Origin of the sequence: Salinicola sp. 4072 (assembly GCF_036663415.1) — a bacterium.
In the GTDB taxonomy this organism is placed as follows: domain Bacteria; phylum Pseudomonadota; class Gammaproteobacteria; order Pseudomonadales; family Halomonadaceae; genus Salinicola; species Salinicola salarius_A.
In genome coordinates, this window is record NZ_JAXOVV010000008.1 from 101,918 (window position 1) to 117,821 (window position 15,904).

The window sequence follows — 15,904 nt, forward strand, 5'->3', positions numbered from 1 at the left end:
GAGATCATGCCCGAACCCTCGGGTATCCGACTCGAGGGTCGGCCCTTCGGGAGAGGCAGTGATGGAGCCCAGACAGTGGCATACCCTGGCCACGGACAGGGTGCTGAGCGAGCTGGATTCGGCCATGACCGGATTGAGCAGCGACCAGGCCGGTATCCGCCTGCGCAGCGAGGGCGCAAACCGGCTGCCGGCGCCCCCGAAGCGCAGCCTGACCAGGCAGTTCCTGGCCCAGTTCCACAACGTGCTGATCTACGTGCTGCTGGGGTCGGCGCTGATCACGACCCTGCTCGGTCATGTCGTGGATACCGCGGTCATTCTGGCCGTCGTCGTCATCAATGCCGTCATCGGCCTGATCCAGGAGCATCGTGCCGAGCGGGCGCTGGCCGCTATCCAGGAGCTGCTGGCGCCGTACGCGACGGTGCTGCGCGACGGCGGGCGATGCCGGGTGAAAGTCGAGACCCTGGTGCCCGGGGACATCGTGCTGCTGGAAGCCGGGGATCGGATCCCTGCCGATCTGCGGCTTTTGCAAAGTCATGGGCTGAGCATTCAGGAATCCATGCTCACCGGCGAATCGACGGCGGTGGAAAAGCACACCGATCCGGTTCCCGTCTGGGGGGAGCTGGCCGAACGCGGCTGCATGGCCTTCGGCGGCACGCTGGTGGTCGGCGGTCAGGGGCTGGGCGTCGTGGTGGCGACGGGTATCGCCACCGAGATGGGCCGGATCAGCCGGCTGCTGGCCCATGTCACGCCCAGGACCACGCCGCTGGTCAGGCAGATGAATCGCTTTGCCCGCTGGCTGACGCTGATCATTCTGGTGCTGGCGGCTGCCGTGATGGCGCTGGGCCATTTCCTCTGGGATTACCCCTTCGGCGAGCTGTTCACCGCTGTCGTGGGGCTGTCGGTGGCGGCGATTCCGGAAGGGCTGCCGGCGGTACTGACCATCACGCTGGCGCTGGGAGCCCAGGCGATGGCGCGGCGCAACGCCCTGATACGTCATCTGCCGGCGATCGAGACGCTGAGCAGTGTCTCCGTCATCTGCACGGACAAGACCGGCACGCTGACGCGCAACGAAATGGTGGCCACCGAGCTTGTGACCGTGGACGAGCGCTTCACCATCGACGGCGTGGGGTACGGGCCGGATGGCGAGATCCGGGGGGCTGCGCCGATGGATCTCCGAGCCAGCCTGCGGCTACGGGAACTGGCGTGGGTCGCGGTATTGTGCAATGACGCCGCGCTGCAGCACAGCGACGGCATCTGGCGGGTCGAGGGCGATCCGATGGAGGGCGCGCTGCTGACCCTGGCCGCGCGAATGGGGATGAGCCGCCCCGAAGCCCATCGCTGCTGGGTACGCACCGATGTATTGCCGTTCGATGCCGAACACCGCTACATGGCGACCCTGCATCACGATCACGAGCGTCACGCCCGCCTGTTCATCAAGGGCGCCCCGGAGCGGGTGCTGGCGATGTGCAGCCGAGTTCGCACCGCCGATGGCGGGGAAGCGATGCTGGACCACGCCTGGTGGCATGCACAGGTCGAGCAGTTGGCTGGCCGTGGCCTGCGAGTGCTGGCCCTGGCGACGCGCAGGGTGCCGGTCTCGCAGACCGTGCTTTCCCGCGCCGATGTGGGAGGCGGCATCATTCTGCTGGGGCTGGTCGCCATGATGGACCCGCCGCGCCCGGAAGCCGTGGCCGCCATTGCCGAATGCCGGCGTGCGGGGATCGGTGTGCGCATGATCACCGGCGATCACGCTGCCACGGCGGCGGCCATTGGGCAGATGATCGGGCTGGAGCGCACCCGGCGGGTCATCACCGGTGCCGAACTGGAGGCGATGAGCGACGACGAGCTCAGCGCGGCGGCAATGGAAACGGATGTCTTTGCCCGCACCAACCCCGAGCACAAGCTGCGGCTGGTCATGGCGCTGCAGGCGCGAGGCATGACCGTGGCGATGACCGGCGACGGCGTCAACGATGCCCCGGCGCTCAAGCGTGCCGATGTCGGCATCGCCATGGGGCGCAAGGGCAGCGAAGCGGCGCGGGAGGCGGCCGATATCGTGCTGGCCGACGACAACTTTGCCTCTATCGTGGCGGCGGTGCGTGAAGGCCGCAACGTCTACGACAAGATCGTACGGGTGATCGCCTGGACCTTGCCGACCGATGCGGGCGAGGCCGTCACCATCGTGACGGCGCTGCTGTTTGGCATGGTATTGCCGGTCACGCCGGTGCAGATTCTCTGGGTCAACCTGATCACGACCGTCACGCTGGGTCTTGCCCTGGCCTTCGAGTCCGGCGAGACGGGCGCGATGCAGCGTCCGCCACGGTCACCCGATGCGCCGCTGCTGGGGCTGGCCTGGCTATGGCATATTGGGCTGGTGACGGCGCTCTTTCTGCTGGGCACGTTCGGTATCTACGCCTGGGCGATCGAGCGGGGCCACGACATCGCGCTGGCGCGCACCATGGCGATGAATACCCTGATCGTGATGGAGATCAGTCATCTGTTCTTCATTCGCAGTATTCACGACTCGGCCTTCCGCCTGCGGATCCTGCGCGGTACCCGGGCGCTCTGGGTGGCCATCGGCATCGTCGTGGCAGCGCAGTGCGCCATGAACTGGCTGCCACCGATACAGGCCGTGTTCGAGACCCGCACCATTCCGCTCTTCGACGGGGTGGCGATTCTTGCCGTGGGCGTGTTGCTGCTGCTGGCGGTGGAGACCGAAAGACAACTGCGGCGCAAACTCAAGGCGGGGCGGCGTGACGCTCCTCCGCCTTCCCCATCCGATGGCCAGGAGGCCATGCGCTGACCGATGCTGAACTTCGACCATTGCTGGCAAACGCTGGATACCGCGGATTTCGTGCCGGTCTGGCAAACGTCGGGCTGTTGGCGTTGTCGCCGCCCGACGTCGCAGAGCAGAAGGGGGAGATGGGTTTTACCCGGCACGGCGCTGATGGATGCTGATGACCATGCAATGGGCGACATGAGTGACCTTGTGCGACACGCTGCCGACCAGCAACCCTTTGATGTCACTAAGCCCTCGGCTACCCATGATGATGGCATCCACCTCGAGTCGCTTGGCTTCCTCGATAATCACCTCGGCTGGCGAGCCTTGCTTGACCAGGGTATCGAACTCGTTTTCGTAGCCTGGCATGGAGGTAATCTCTTTCAGCGCCTCCGCGATGATCGCTTCTCCCTCCTTTTCGGCGAGCTCCACCGAAACTGCCTTGATCGCGGCCGCGACGGTCAACATTTCACCCTGATAGAGATCCGGATAGGGATCGCGCACGTTCAATACATGGATCTTGCCTTGAACCGGGGCCGCCAGTTGACAGGCGACCTTGAGCGCAGCGTAGGAGTCTTCCGATCCATCGATCGGGACCAGCAGTGAGTTGAACATGGCGCGTACCTCGCAGAGGGCGATGGATTACGAACTTGGCTTGCTCGAGTCAAGTTATCCGCTCGACCACCCTCCGGCTTGACCTGTATCAAGAAAGGATCGAATAGCCGATGGCGGACGTACTGCCCGGCCGCGCCTGCCAGGCGGGAAGCGTCAATCGAACAGATCCTGCTGGGCATGAGGCGCACGGAATCGCGTGGAGTCCAGACCCAGGTCGGCCCGCCGTTCCAGCCCCAGGCGAGCGGCCGCCCGGCGGAAACGCTGGCCGATCATGTCCACGAACAAGCCGTCGCCGGTCATGCGATGACCGAAGCGGCTGTCGTTGTTCTGGCCGCCTCGGGACTGGCGGATCAGGCTCATCACCTTGCCCGCGCGCTCCGGGTAGTGTTCCTCGAGCCAGGCTTCGAACAGCGGCGAAACCTCGCGCGGCAATCGCAACAGCGTCCAGCTGGCGGTGCGGGCGCCGGCATCGGCTGCACGCGTCAGCAGCGTTTCGATCTCGCTGTCGTTGATGGCGGGGATCACCGGCGCCACCAGCACGCCCACCGGCACGCCGGCTTCATGCAGCTCCCGAATGACCTTGAGCCTTGCCGCGGGAGAGGCGGTGCGCGGCTCCAGGGTGCGTTTCAGCTCGTTGTCGAGCGACGTCAGGCTGACGAACACCCGGACCAGCCGCTCGCGCGCCATCTCGGCGAGCAGTTCCCGATCGCGCAGAATCAGCGCGCTCTTGGTCACCAGCGTGACCGGATGGCGGCACGCCAGCAGCAGCTCCAGCAGCGAACGCGTCGTACCGTGCTGCGCCTCGATCGGCTGGTAGCAGTCAGTGTTGCCGGAGAGATTGATCGGCCGGCAGACATAACCCGGTTTGCACAGCTCCTCGCGCAATCGATCCGCCATGCCGGTCTTGGCGATCAGGCGCGTCTCGAAATCGATGCCGGGCGACAGATCCCAATAGGCGTGGCTGGGGCGGGCATAGCAGTAGATGCAGCCATGCTCGCAGCCGCGATAGGGATTGAGAGAGCGGTCGAAGCCCAGGTCCGGCGACTGATTCCAGGAAAGCGCCGAGCGTGGCGCCTCGAACTGCACGTGCGTCGAGATGCGCTCCGGCAACGCCTCCTGCCACCAGCCGTCGTCCTCGACGGTGCTGTGTGTCGGCTGGAAACGGTTGTCGGGGTTGTAGGTCGCGCCGCGGCCTTTCAGCGGGCCGGGTCGAGAGGGAGACGACATGGCAGCGACTCCTATAAATGCTGTTTATATATACAGTATCACTCCGCGCGGTCGGGGAAAAACTGTTTAAAGAGGGAAGAGGGAAGAGGGAAGAGGGAAGAGGGAAGAGGGAAGAGGGAAGAGGGAAGAGGGAAGAGGACGAAGCGGCGCCGTGGTGCCGGCGCCGCTGAAGAGGAAAAGCGGTTAGAAGCTGAGTTTCACGCCGCCTTCGAGGTATCGGTCCTGGGTATTGTAGCCATCGACCAGTTGGTAATCCTTGTCGAAGGCATTCTCCAGCTTGGCCGATAGCTCGACGGTCGGCGTGACCTGCCAGGCCGTGCGTAGATCGACGACGCCGTAGCCGGCGTTAATAGCGTCGCTATAGTCGCTGTCGGGACGTTCTTGAGCGGCGCGTAGCGTCATGCCGACACTGACTGCGTGGTAGCGGTAGTCTGCATCGATACGTCCGTAGAGTTCGGCGCGTCTGGCCAACTGGTCGCCGGTTTCACGATTCTCGGGATCTTGATGTGTCAGTGAGGCATTCAGACTCAGGCTGCCATACGTCCAGCCGCCTGATAGCTCGACGCCTCGGATTCTCGCTTCGTCGACATTGTAGTAACGGTACTTTCCGTCTGGCCCTGTCTCGGTGTTGAGCAGATCGTCGATACGGTTCTCGAAGATCGATATCCTTCCGTGCCAGCCGTCGCGCTGATAGGACCAGAAGAGTTCGGTAGATTTGGACTTTTCGGCATCGAGGTCGCGATTGCCGTAGTCCCCATAAGGGCTGGCGCTATAGAGTTGATAGAGCGTCGGTGCTTTGTAAGCGGTGCCATAGCTCGCGCCGAATTGCTGGTAGGTCGTCAGCTGGTAGGCATAGGCGATGTTGCCGGTGGTCTTGTCGCCGAATAGCGAGTCATCGTCGTAACGTAGAGAACCGCTAAGTTGGTGGCGACCGTATTCACGCTGGATCAGTCCATAGATCCCGTAATTTTCTCGACTGTCGCGGTTAATAGAGTCCCAGATGCTATCGTAATCAATTGCCTCGTGGCGGTAGTCCACGCCTAGGCTTTCTATACCATGTTCATGAGTGAAGGTGTGCTGAATGCCCAGTTCATCGCGCTTGGTCTTGGCTAGTGTCTCTCGTTGGCCGTCGTTGCGATCATCGCGGCGTTCGTCGAAATGTCCGGCGGTCAGGCGCATGTTCCAGTCAGGTTCCAGCGCCACGTCCAGATTACCGCTGAAGCTTTGTTGATAGCCTTCGCTGGTATAGTTGCTGGCACCCCCGTAGTCGTAGTCGCTGTCAAAGTCCTGGCGCAAGGCTCGGAAACTGCCCTGAACGCTATCGCTGAAGCGATGCGACAGCCCGACCTGGGCGCCGGTGGATTCGAAGCCGTCATCTTCGCCGCTGGTGTCGTCCTCGGTGGCATTGAAGCCATCGCCATCGCGATGGAACAGCGTCGCATTGAGGCGTGTATCCGCGTTGCCCGTCGCCACGTAGGCGCTCTGCTTGCCGAAACCATCCTCTCCCGCGCGCAGATTCAACTCGGCTTGGGTACCTTTGCCGCCGTTGCGAGTGAAGATTTGAACGACGCCGCCGATGGCATCGGAACCGTAGGCCGCGGCCCGTGGGCCGCGTACAATTTCGATCCGCTCGATCATATCGGGGGAAAGGAACTCCAGACTGGAGGCACCGTTCGATGAAGCGGCGGAATTGATGCGTACACCGTCAATCAATACCAGGGTGTGATTGGAGTTCGTGCCGCGCATAAAGAGACTTGAGACTGTTCCCGGTGAACCGCTTTGGGTCATCTCGATCCCGGCCCGGCCTTGCAGCAGCTCGATCACGCTATCAGCCTGGCTGCGTTCGATCTCGTCGCGATCGATAATGGTGGTGCTGGCCAGTACGTCGGCCTGTGATTGCGGCAGGCGATTGGCGGTGACCTGGACGTCGCCGAGCTGCTGCGGGTCTTCGACGTACTGCTGGGCCTGGGCCGACAGCGTGGTCATGGCCATGGCGAGCGCGACGCCTGAGGCGACGGCATTCTTCTTATAACGCATGTGATGTGATCCCCAACTGCGTTGTGCCCCGCGGTTCATCGGCACTGTGGCCGGACGCGATGACACGGAGTACTCGAAACGAGTACTGAACGAATACGCAATGGGAGGACGGACGTGACGATGCCCGCCTCGGACGTCATGGAGTCCGGGCAGGGGAGCCGCCACTGGATGAGCCCTCCGCATCAACCAGTGAAGAGAAACGCGCCGGTCTCCGGACTCTCACGCGATGACCCAGGCGGTAAACCCTGGTCATCCGACACGCACGCCTTCCCATGTCGATGGACGTTCCCTTGAAGTTCCCTCGAAGGGCAGTCCATGCGATCACAGTGGCTGGATGGCCTGGCGGCGCATCCGGTGGTGTCGAAGAAAACGCTATGTTTTCTAACGCGATTACCGTTGCGGGGGCAGTGCGGGGTTCTCACCCGCTTCCCGAGGAAAACACTGTCTAAATGTCTGCGCAGTCAAATCGCTTCGCTATGACCGCCATCCCTAGCGGTCATAGCGAAGGCCGGCCTGCGGCCGTTCAAATTCGCTCCCGGCGAATTTGTGCGCGCTGCTGGAGCGCCAGCCCGGTCAAAATCCTCACCTATACCCCATAGGCTCCGGTTTTTGTGCTGCGTGCGCCTTGCGCTTTATACCGCTCGACAATTTATTCAGCGTTTCCCGAGCACACGTCTCTCGACGCGCCGGATTGTCGCAGCTTCCTTGCGGCAAGTGAATCCGAATCGGGAAACCGGGGCTGTCACGGTGTCGGCGAGCTGGGCTCCTGCAGTACCAGCTCCACGCGGCGGTTGCTGGCGCGGCCGGCCGGGGTGTGGTTGCTGGCCAGCGGGTGCGTCGAGGCATAGCCGATCGCGCGCAGCCGGTCGCCGTCTAGGCCGGCCTGGCGCAACACGCGAACCACCGCCGAGGCGCGCGCCGCCGACAGTTCCCAGTTGGAGGGGAAGCGGGAAGTCGAGATCGGTACGCTGTCGGTATGACCCTCGACGGAGATGGTGCCCTTGAACTCCTGCAGCATCGGGATCAGCTTTTCGACCAGTTGCCTTCCGCTATCGCTAAGCCCGACCGCACTGCTGTCGAACAGCAGGTGATCCTGAATGCGCAGGTTGAAGCCGTGGGGAATCGCGGTGACCTCGACGCCGTCGATCTGCGGCAGTACGGGCGTCGGTTCGGGATCGGGCAAGTCGAACAGCGGCACGCTGAACGCCATCGGCGTCATGGCGAAGATCTCGGTGGGCGCCGGTTTCGGTTCGGGCGAGTAGAAGCCGATATCGCTCGCCAGCGGCGCCGGCTTGAGCTGACGCGGCGGCTGGTAGAACTCGCCGATGTCGGCCAGCGGCAGTCTCGGCGGCGGTTTCAACGCCGGGATGTGCAGCGGCAGCGCCGTGACGGGCGGCGCCTCGGTCACGTCCCGGTCGATGAGCTGGCCGCCGTAGAGCGCCAGCATCAGTACGAAGAACGTGATCAACAGCATGAGCATGTCGAGGTAGCTCATCAGCCACGAATCGCTCTCGCTGTTCCGCCCGCTGTCGACCAGGGGGTCATCGTCGAACAGCAGATCGGCGAAGGGGCCGCCGGGGGAGATCGCGGCCTGGCTCATGCGGACTCGGCCGGCGCGTCGGCGCTCTGCGGTCGGCGAGCATCGCGCATTTCGTCGCGGTGCTCGGCGCGGTAGGTGTTCAGGGCCTCTTCGATGAACGACGGCAGGCGGCGCTTGCTGACCATGATGACGCCTTCCAGGATCAGTGTCATGGCCATCAGCCGGGCCTCGGTGCGGCGTTCGAGCTTGACCGCGATCGGCTTGAACACCAGGTTGGCGAGCAGGATGCCGTAGAAGGTGGACATCAGCGCCACTGCCAGGCGCGGCCCGATCACCGCCAGGTCGCCGGCCTGGATCACCTCGAGCATGTTGATCAGGCCGACCAGGGTGCCGAGCATGCCGAAGGCCGGCGCGTAGACGGCCATGGTTCGCAGGATCTGCGCTTCGGCTCGCTCCTTGGCCTTGACCCGAACCATGCGCCAGCGAAGCATCTCGCGGATCTCTTCCTCGCGGGTATTGGCAATCACCATCTGCATGCCGGTGCGCAGGAAGGGGTTGGTGGTGCTCTCCAGCGCGCCTTCGATGGCGCGGATGTTGCCGCGGCTCCAGTGGCGGGACATGTCGATCAACTGATCCAGATCGCTTTCCAGTTCGCTGGCCTGGGGTTCGCGCCGGAATACCACGGCGACCTGCCGGCACAGCCGCTGCATCTCCTGAAGGGGGTAACTGATGAAACTGGCTGCCAGCGTGCCGGTGAGCACGATTGCCAGCCCCGGCAGGTTGAAGAAGCTACTCGGGGCCTGGGCAGTGAACAGCACGACGGTCGCCAGCAACAGAGCACTGGCGATGATGCCGATGAGCGTGGAAGGATTCATGAACGGCTCGCAACCTGGTAAACGGGCATGGTGCCCATCTTAAGCCCGAGGGCCCACCGTCAAAGGCGCTAATTGGCGCGTGTATCAGGCGCTTATTGTCGGCGGGAATGCGTCGGCGAGCGGTGATCGATGTAGCCAATCTCAGGCGTCGTCGTCCGTCCGGCGCGCTGCCGCCTCCCTGGCGTGGGTGACGAAGCGCGTCGGATCGTCGCTGATCACGCCATCGACGCCCCAGTCCCAGAGCTTTTCAAAGGTGACCGGATCGTTGGCGGTGTAGCAGAACAGCTTGATCTCCTCGTCGGCGATCTCCTGCGCCCGCTTGATCTTCAGCTTGCGCCAGTCGAGGTGGAGGCTGTAGGCGGAGAGGCGTTCGGTTTCCAGCCACCAGCGCTTGGGCGCCTTGTCGTCCAGCACGCCGAGGCGCAGGCGCTCGGGGTCGGATTCCAGCGCCCGCGCGGCGGTCAGGGCATGGCGGTCGAACGAGGAGACGATCAGCTTGTCGGCCGGCAGCGCTTCCAGCGTCGGCGGCAGGGCGGCCTGGACGAGCTCGATGGCGTTGCGGCCGCGGCACACCTTCAGTTCCAGGTTGAGCCCCATGCCGAGTCGCTTGATCAGCTCGAGCATCGCCTCCAGCGTGGCGATCGGCTCGCCGCGATACTGGGCGCCGAACCAGCTGCCGGCGTCCAGTTTGGCGGCGCTTTCGGCATCGAGCTTGAACAGCTTGCCGCGACCGTCGGAGCAGCGCTTCAGACCCGCGTCGTGCCAGATGACCGGCGTTCCGTCGCCGAGCAGCTGAACGTCGAGCTCGACCCATTGGCAACCGGCATCGTGGGCGGCCTGAACCGCTACCAGGGTGTTTTCGGGGGCTCGCGCGGAAAGGCCGCGATGGGCGATGTAGCGGGGCGTGTCGTTGTCGGCGCTATCGGCGGGGCGCGGCTGGGTCATGCGGTCAGAGTCTCCGTCGAACACCGGGGCAGGCGTTCATGGCTGTCGTGAGCGAGGGGCGAGTATAGATCGGTGGCAGTCGCCGCCAAAAGGTCGACCTTCGGTCACCGCGCGCACGGCGTCAAGGCGAATCCTCGTCGGGTCGGGTGCGGATCGCGTCGGCCGGCTCGAAGTCTAGCCGAACGAGGTTGCAGGTCGATGACGGCGCGTTGGATGATTCGGGGGATACTAGGTCTGTCGGCGTACACGGGGAGCGTGGTCGAGGGTGGATTGTGCTAGGCTGCGCGTTTTTGCCCGGCGCGCCATTTGCTGGCGGTCCACGCGATAGCGTCGCGCCGATGTTATTCGTCATGAGTGCGGAAGAGTCCGTTGAAGAGAGTCCGATGAAGGTCGTTCACGTCAAGAACCCCGAAACCCGCGAGGCGTGCCTCGCCAAGCTGTGCGCCAGTGTCTACGGGCAGAACGCGGGCCTGGCCCCGCTGGTGACGTTCGCCGGTACGCTGGGCGTGTTGTTCGAGCAGGACGCTGCCCGGCTCTTCGCGCTGACCGAAGATGACGGCACCATTCTCTGCCTGGCGCTGATTTCTTCCGATGTCGACGGCGGGACCATGGAAGTAGGCATGCTGTCGACGCCGGAGGGGAAAGGCAACACCCGGCATAGCCGGCAACTGGTCAAGACCCTGGCGGAAAAGGCGCCGCTGCGTGTGACGGCCGGCGACGAGGCGGGAGAAGCATTCTTCCGGCGTTGCGGTATCGAGCGCTGGGTCGATGGTGAAGGCGGCCTGCGTATCGGTCTCGGGCCGCTGCATCCGGCGCCGGTGAAAGGGGCGCTGCCCGACATGGTGCGCTTCAACGGTGACGGCATCGTGCGGACCTTCAAGCAGCAGCCGAAGACCTTCGAGGAGTACAAGACGCGCTTCGTCGCTGCCCTGGAACGTTACCCGAATAGTTTGTAAAGCCGGCTTCGACCAATGTCTGACGGCACACGGCGCGTGCCGTCCCTGACTTGACCCGCCTCGGGAATGGCGCTTGGATGTCAGGCCGAGAGTCATCACCCAACAAGGAAACGTCATGGCCAAGCGTATTCAGTTCGCCCGCACCGGCGGCCCGGAGGTTCTCGAAACCGTCGAATTCGAACCCGTTGCCCCCAAGGCGGGAGAGGTCAGGGTCAAGAACCACGCCATCGGACTCAACTTCATCGATATCTACTTCCGCACCGGTCTCTATCCGGCTCCCTCCATGCCATCCGGCCTGGGCACCGAAGGGGCCGGGGTGGTGGACGCGGTCGGCGAAGGCGTGACCCACCTCGAAGAAGGGGATCGCGTCGCCTACGCCCAGGGGCCGCTCGGCTCCTATTCGGAATATCACGTGCTGCCGGCGGACAAGGTCGTCCAGTTGCCGGAGAGTATCTCCTTCGAGACCGCCGCGGCTGCCATGCTCAAGGGCCTGACCACCCAGTATCTGCTGCGCCAGACGTTTCCGCTGGAAGGGGGCGAAACCATCCTCTTCCACGCCGCCGCTGGCGGGGTGGGGTCGATCGCCTGCCAGTGGGCCAACGCCCTGGGCGTCAAGGTGATCGGTACCGTCGGTTCCGCCGAAAAGGCCGAACTGGCCAAGAAGAATGGCGCCTGGGCAACGATCAACTACCGCGAGGAAGACGTGGTCGAGCGCGTACGCGAGCTGACCGGCGGCGCGATGGTGCCGGTGGTCTATGACTCCGTCGGCAAGGATACCTGGATGACCTCGCTGGACTGCCTGGCGCCGCGCGGCTTGATGGTCAGCTTCGGCAACGCTTCCGGCGCGGTCGAAGGTGTCAACGTGGGCATTCTCAACCAGAAGGGCTCGCTCTATCTGACGCGCCCCAGCCTCAACGGTTACGCCGATACGCGGGAGCGCTTCGAGGAGATGTGTCTCGATCTGTTCGACATGCTCGAGAGCGGCAAGGTCAAGATCGATGTCGCCCAGCGCTTCAAGCTGGAAGAGGCCGGCAAGGCGCAGGAGGCGCTGGCGTCACGCCAGACGACGGGATCCACGATTCTGATCCCCTGAGCCATCGCTGCCAATGCAGAGGCCGGGGTCGCCCAAACGGGCGACGCCGGCCTTTTGGTTCCCTGATCGAGCGACGGTCGCGACGTGGGCGACTCTGCCATCGCGTTCACTTTATTTGGCCGCTTTCGTGAGTCGATCAGCGATTGTCGTTGTCGTAGTACGACGATGGCGCCCGCATTCCGCCAGTTTCTCCGCGGGGCGTCGAGGCCAGATGATCCATGCCAGGTCAATCACGATGACATTCGATATCACCGACGACAGGCTCTCGCCGGCAAGGCCGGCACCCTCTCGAGAACGCCGTGTTCGAAAGACGCTGTTCGCCACTGCCATCGCGTCGATCCTGCTGGCGGGCTGTGCGTCGCCCTATCACCCGCAGGGCTGCGAAGCGACTTCGTCACCGCCAACGGTGACCGCAACCGGCAAATCCGGCAGCAAGCCCAGCAAGAAGGAGTCCGTCAGGAGAGACGCCAGTATCAAGCGCAAGGCCGCCGACACGCGGGCCAGCGCGTTGCCGATGGGCAAGCCGCGCCGTGGCGAGGCGACCTACTATGCCTCCTACTTCGAAGGGCGACCGACTGCCAGTGGCGAACCCTACGACAGCCAGGCGATGACGGCGGCGCACAAGACCTTGCCGTTCGGGACCAAGGTGAAGGTGACCGCGCTGGATTCCGGCGAGACGGCCGTGGTGCGGATCAACGACCGCGGCCCGTTCGTCGACGGTCGCATTATCGATCTTTCCCGGAAAGCGGCGGAGCAGCTCGGCATGGTTCACGAGGGTGCCGCCGAAGTGCAGCTGCAGGTGTTGGGGCAGTAGATCGTAATCCGCCATCAGCGTCCGTCTCGGACCATTAAGCGGGGGTTCTGTTTGATAAACAGCTTTTTGCCAAGGCAATTCTCCCCTGCGAGGCAAGCTTACAACTGTCGAAACCTTACCTATCCTATCGCGCATGATGACGAGGGGGCTTAACGCTCGCCCCCTCGCCGCTCCCCCTCTTTTCGCGCCACAAGACCGTGAAACCCTGGCCGATCAATCGCTGCGCTTAGGGTCGGCATGCAAGGACATCCCTGTCCCGGCATGCCTCTTGCGACATCCATGTCGCAAGACCCAGCTTGGCGATTATCGTCCAGTACGGTCTTGAGAGGCGCTTGGGGTGGCTCTGGCGAAGCTCGAATGCTTTTTCATCAAGCAGAGACTCCCCTCGACAAGCAGAAGCCCCGCTCGATGAGCGGGGTCTCTGTGGTCTGGCGGGGGTCAGGCAACGGTTTCGTCGGTCTGGCGGCTGGCGCTTTCGCTGCTCTGCCGCATCGCGAAGGCGTCGAAGGCGAAGTCGTCCACCGTCAGCATGTCCAGCACTTCGGCTTCATGCGCGCGCATGAACGCGGCGTCTTCGTCGTTCAGCAGCCCGGTTTCGTGGGCCGCGTCGATCCACTGTTCGGGGTGCAGCGCGACCTCGGGCAGGGCTTTCTTGACTCGCGCCTTGTTGAGCGTGCGATAGATCGCCTCGGCGCGCTCGGCGTTGGCCAGCAGCGCGTTGTAGCGTGCCAGCGGGTTGTCCTTCTGTCCTTCCTCCCAGGTATCCCAGGTATTGCGCGTCAGCTTGTGGCGCAGCGCGCTGTCGGTAGAGATCGCTCTGGCAATCTCGCGGGTCAGCGTATCCTGCGGCTTGTGCCAGCGACGCCCCAGCGGTTGCGTGACGAACGACAACGTATTGGCCAGCGCCCGGTTGGGCAGGTTGTCGAACAGGTCGATCAGCGCCTGCTCGGCACGATTCAGCAGCAGCCGGCAGCTGTAGTGGAATAGCGCGGCTTCGTTGTCGACGCGATCGGTTTCGTGCCACTGCTTGAGCACCATCGACATCAGATAGAGGTTCGACAGCACGTCGCCGAGACGCGCGGAAATCATCTCGCGCTGCTTGAGCTTGGAGCCGAGGCTGGCCATCGCCGCATCCGCGCACAGGCTGAAGGCGGAAGAGAGCCGGGCGGCGTCCTGCGCGTAGGGCGCGGCAATCGCGTCGAAGGGCACCTTGGACCGGCCCAGACCGAGCGCCTGAGTGAAGGCGCGCGCGCCGTTGCCGAAGATCAGCCCGATATGGCGGAAGAACAGCCGATCGAAGGCCTCGAAGTCGTCGGCATCCTTGGCCGCCAGTTCCTTGAGCACGTAGGGATGACAGCGGATCGCGCCCTGACCGAAGATCATCAGGTTGCGGGTCATGATGTTGGCGCCCTCGACGGTGATCGAGACCGGGTTGGCGCTGTAGCCGACGCCGAGATAGTTGCGCGGGCCGAGCGTCACCGTGCGGCCACCGTGAACGTCCATGGCATCGGCCAGCACGTCGCGCTGGAACTCGGTCAGCTGGCTCTTGAGAATCGCCGACGGCACCGCCGGCTTGACGCCGTGGTCGATGGTGTTGGCGGTCTGCATGACCGCCGCCTGGGAGATGTAGGCCTTGGCGGCGATGCGCGCCAGCGGCTCCTGCACGCCTTCCATGTCCGCCACGGCGATGTTGAACTGGCGACGAATCCGCGTGAAACCGCCGCTCCAGCCCACCGCGTAACGGCCGATGCCCGCAGCGCCGGAGGGCAGAGTGATGCAGCGGCCCACCGAGAGACACTCGACCAGCATGCGCCAGCCCTGGCCGGCCATGTCGAGCCCGCCGATCAGATAGTCCAGCGGGATGAACACGTCCTTGCCGCGAATCGGGCCGTTCATGAACGGGCTGCCGATGGGATGGTGGCGACGACCGATCTGCAGGCCTTCCGTCTCGCGGGGAATCAGCGCGCAGGAGATGCCGATATCGCTCTCGCCGCGCTCCAGCAGGTTGTCCGGGTCGAACATGCGAAACGCGAGACCGACCACCGTGGCGATCGGGGCCAGCGTGATCCAGCGTTTCTCGAAGGTCAGCTTCAGGCCCAGCACCTCTTCGCCATCGTGCATGCCGCGGCAGACGATGCCGACGTCCGGGATCGAGGTGGCATCGCTGCCGGCGCGTGGCCCGGTCAGCGCGAAGCAAGGGACGTCACGGCCATCGGCGAGGCGCGGCAGGTAGTGATTCTTCTGTGCTTCGGTGCCGTATTTCAGCAGCAGCTCACCGGGGCCGAGCGAGTTGGGCACGCCGACCGTGCTCATCAGGGTTTCGTTGAAGGCGAGCTTCTGCAGCACGGCGGATTGCGCCTTGGCCGAGAACTCGAGACCGCCGTAGGCCTTGGGAATGATCATGCCGAAGAAGCGTTCCTTCTTCAGATAATCCCACAGCGCTTCCGGCATGTCGGCACGCTCGCGGGCGATTTCCCACGCGTTGCACATCCCGGCGGCCACGGAGCACTGGTTGTCGATGAACGCCTGCTCCTCTTCGCTCAGGCCGGCATTGTTGAAGTCGAGCAGCTTCTGCCAGTCGGGGCGGCCGCTGAACAGCTCGCCATCCCAGGCGACGGTGCCGGCATCCAGCGCGACGCGTTCGGTTTCGGAAACGCGCGGCGCGATCTTCTTGAACAGCGAGAACAGGCGCGGCGACAGCCACAGGCGGCGGATCGGCTTGAGGCCACAGGCGGCGACGCCGATCGCCGCGATCAGCAGCAGCGTGCCGATGACGCCGGCACCCAGCGCCAGCCCGACGAGTCCCAGCACGGCAAGCACGGCGATTGCCGCGAGCGCGCCGGCTTCGCGACGCATGACGACCAGACAGCCGATGACGGCGAGGACGATGAGCAGCAGTGTGATCATGACGAGCTCCGAGAGGGAAAACGAAATTCAGACGAGCGTTTGAATTTGGTTTTCAGACTAGCCGATCCCGTGACGGCTGACTAGAGCCGCCGGGATCATCCTTTGGGACTATTGGTGACGAG

11 protein-coding genes and 1 riboswitch are annotated in these 15,904 nt (G+C 64.1%); of the genes, 4 read left to right on the forward strand and 7 right to left on the reverse strand.

What is annotated here, in order from left to right:
• Window positions 1-61: 61 nt before the first annotated feature.
• Window positions 62-2,797 (forward strand): cation-translocating P-type ATPase, encoded by a 2,736-nt coding sequence (locus R3F72_RS07975; protein WP_332779379.1) that lies wholly within the window; start codon window positions 62-64, stop codon window positions 2,795-2,797.
• A 126-nt stretch (window positions 2,798-2,923) separates the two neighbouring features.
• On the opposite strand, the gene R3F72_RS07980 is transcribed toward R3F72_RS07975, so the two are convergent.
• The 6 genes from R3F72_RS07980 to R3F72_RS08005 form a co-directional block, all read right to left on the reverse strand.
• A complete protein-coding gene (locus R3F72_RS07980) occupies window positions 2,924-3,388 on the reverse strand; it encodes a universal stress protein (protein WP_332779380.1) in 465 nt (154 codons plus the stop codon).
• Between the two features lie 153 nt (window positions 3,389-3,541).
• Window positions 3,542-4,615 carry a PA0069 family radical SAM protein gene (locus R3F72_RS07985; RefSeq protein WP_087719016.1) on the reverse strand — a complete coding sequence of 358 codons (1,074 nt, stop codon included), beginning with the start codon at window positions 4,613-4,615 and terminating at the stop codon, window positions 3,542-3,544.
• Between the two features lie 183 nt (window positions 4,616-4,798).
• The gene (locus R3F72_RS07990) at window positions 4,799-6,652 is read right to left on the reverse strand and encodes a TonB-dependent receptor domain-containing protein (protein WP_179208878.1); all 1,854 of its coding nucleotides are present in this window, start codon (window positions 6,650-6,652) and stop codon (window positions 4,799-4,801) included.
• Between the two features lie 185 nt (window positions 6,653-6,837).
• A riboswitch (cobalamin riboswitch) is annotated at window positions 6,838-7,128 on the reverse strand.
• A 266-nt stretch (window positions 7,129-7,394) separates the two neighbouring features.
• A complete protein-coding gene (locus R3F72_RS07995; RefSeq protein ID WP_087719018.1) occupies window positions 7,395-8,252 on the reverse strand; it encodes an OmpA/MotB family protein in 858 nt (285 codons plus the stop codon).
• A complete protein-coding gene (locus R3F72_RS08000) occupies window positions 8,249-9,067 on the reverse strand; it encodes a motility protein A (RefSeq protein ID WP_087719019.1) in 819 nt (272 codons plus the stop codon). The genes R3F72_RS07995 and R3F72_RS08000 overlap by 4 nt, the downstream gene beginning before the upstream one ends.
• 141 nt (window positions 9,068-9,208) lie before the next feature.
• Complete coding sequence (locus R3F72_RS08005; protein WP_087719020.1) at window positions 9,209-10,012, reverse strand: glycerophosphodiester phosphodiesterase family protein; 804 nt, start codon at window positions 10,010-10,012, stop codon at window positions 9,209-9,211.
• Window positions 10,013-10,395: 383 nt separating this feature from the next.
• Here R3F72_RS08005 and R3F72_RS08010 point away from each other — a divergent pair, with 383 nt between their 5' ends.
• From R3F72_RS08010 to R3F72_RS08020, 3 genes are all read left to right on the forward strand, one after another.
• Window positions 10,396-10,968, forward strand: coding sequence for a hypothetical protein (locus tag R3F72_RS08010; protein ID WP_087719021.1), 573 nt, complete (start codon window positions 10,396-10,398; stop codon window positions 10,966-10,968).
• Between the two features lie 115 nt (window positions 10,969-11,083).
• Window positions 11,084-12,061, forward strand: a complete 978-nt coding sequence (locus R3F72_RS08015; protein ID WP_087719022.1) for an NADPH:quinone reductase — start codon at window positions 11,084-11,086, stop codon at window positions 12,059-12,061.
• Between the two features lie 235 nt (window positions 12,062-12,296).
• Window positions 12,297-12,875, forward strand: a complete 579-nt coding sequence (locus R3F72_RS08020; RefSeq protein ID WP_332779381.1) for a septal ring lytic transglycosylase RlpA family protein — start codon at window positions 12,297-12,299, stop codon at window positions 12,873-12,875.
• Window positions 12,876-13,313: 438 nt separating this feature from the next.
• Here R3F72_RS08020 and R3F72_RS08025 read toward each other — a convergent pair whose 3' ends face one another.
• Complete coding sequence (locus R3F72_RS08025) at window positions 13,314-15,782, reverse strand: acyl-CoA dehydrogenase (RefSeq protein WP_087719023.1); 2,469 nt, start codon at window positions 15,780-15,782, stop codon at window positions 13,314-13,316.
• Window positions 15,783-15,904 lie beyond the last annotated feature (122 nt).

Excerpts from the sequence above, each read along its gene's own strand:
- R3F72_RS08000 (WP_087719019.1), bottom strand. The coding sequence starts at position 9,067 with ATGAATCCTTCCACGCTCATCGGCATCATCGCCAGTGCTCTGTTGCTG.
- R3F72_RS07975 (WP_332779379.1), top strand. The coding sequence starts at position 62 with ATGGAGCCCAGACAGTGGCATACCCTGGCCACGGACAGGGTGCTGAGC.
- R3F72_RS08025 (WP_087719023.1), bottom strand. The coding sequence starts at position 15,782 with ATGATCACACTGCTGCTCATCGTCCTCGCCGTCATCGGCTGTCTGGTC.
- R3F72_RS07985 (WP_087719016.1), bottom strand. The coding sequence starts at position 4,615 with ATGTCGTCTCCCTCTCGACCCGGCCCGCTGAAAGGCCGCGGCGCGACC.
- R3F72_RS07980 (WP_332779380.1), bottom strand. The coding sequence starts at position 3,388 with ATGTTCAACTCACTGCTGGTCCCGATCGATGGATCGGAAGACTCCTAC.
- R3F72_RS08015 (WP_087719022.1), top strand. The coding sequence starts at position 11,084 with ATGGCCAAGCGTATTCAGTTCGCCCGCACCGGCGGCCCGGAGGTTCTC.
- R3F72_RS08020 (WP_332779381.1), top strand. The coding sequence starts at position 12,297 with ATGACATTCGATATCACCGACGACAGGCTCTCGCCGGCAAGGCCGGCA.
- R3F72_RS08005 (WP_087719020.1), bottom strand. The coding sequence starts at position 10,012 with ATGACCCAGCCGCGCCCCGCCGATAGCGCCGACAACGACACGCCCCGC.
- R3F72_RS07990 (WP_179208878.1), bottom strand. The coding sequence starts at position 6,652 with ATGCGTTATAAGAAGAATGCCGTCGCCTCAGGCGTCGCGCTCGCCATG.
- R3F72_RS07995 (WP_087719018.1), bottom strand. The coding sequence starts at position 8,252 with ATGAGCCAGGCCGCGATCTCCCCCGGCGGCCCCTTCGCCGATCTGCTG.
- R3F72_RS08010 (WP_087719021.1), top strand. The coding sequence starts at position 10,396 with ATGAAGGTCGTTCACGTCAAGAACCCCGAAACCCGCGAGGCGTGCCTC.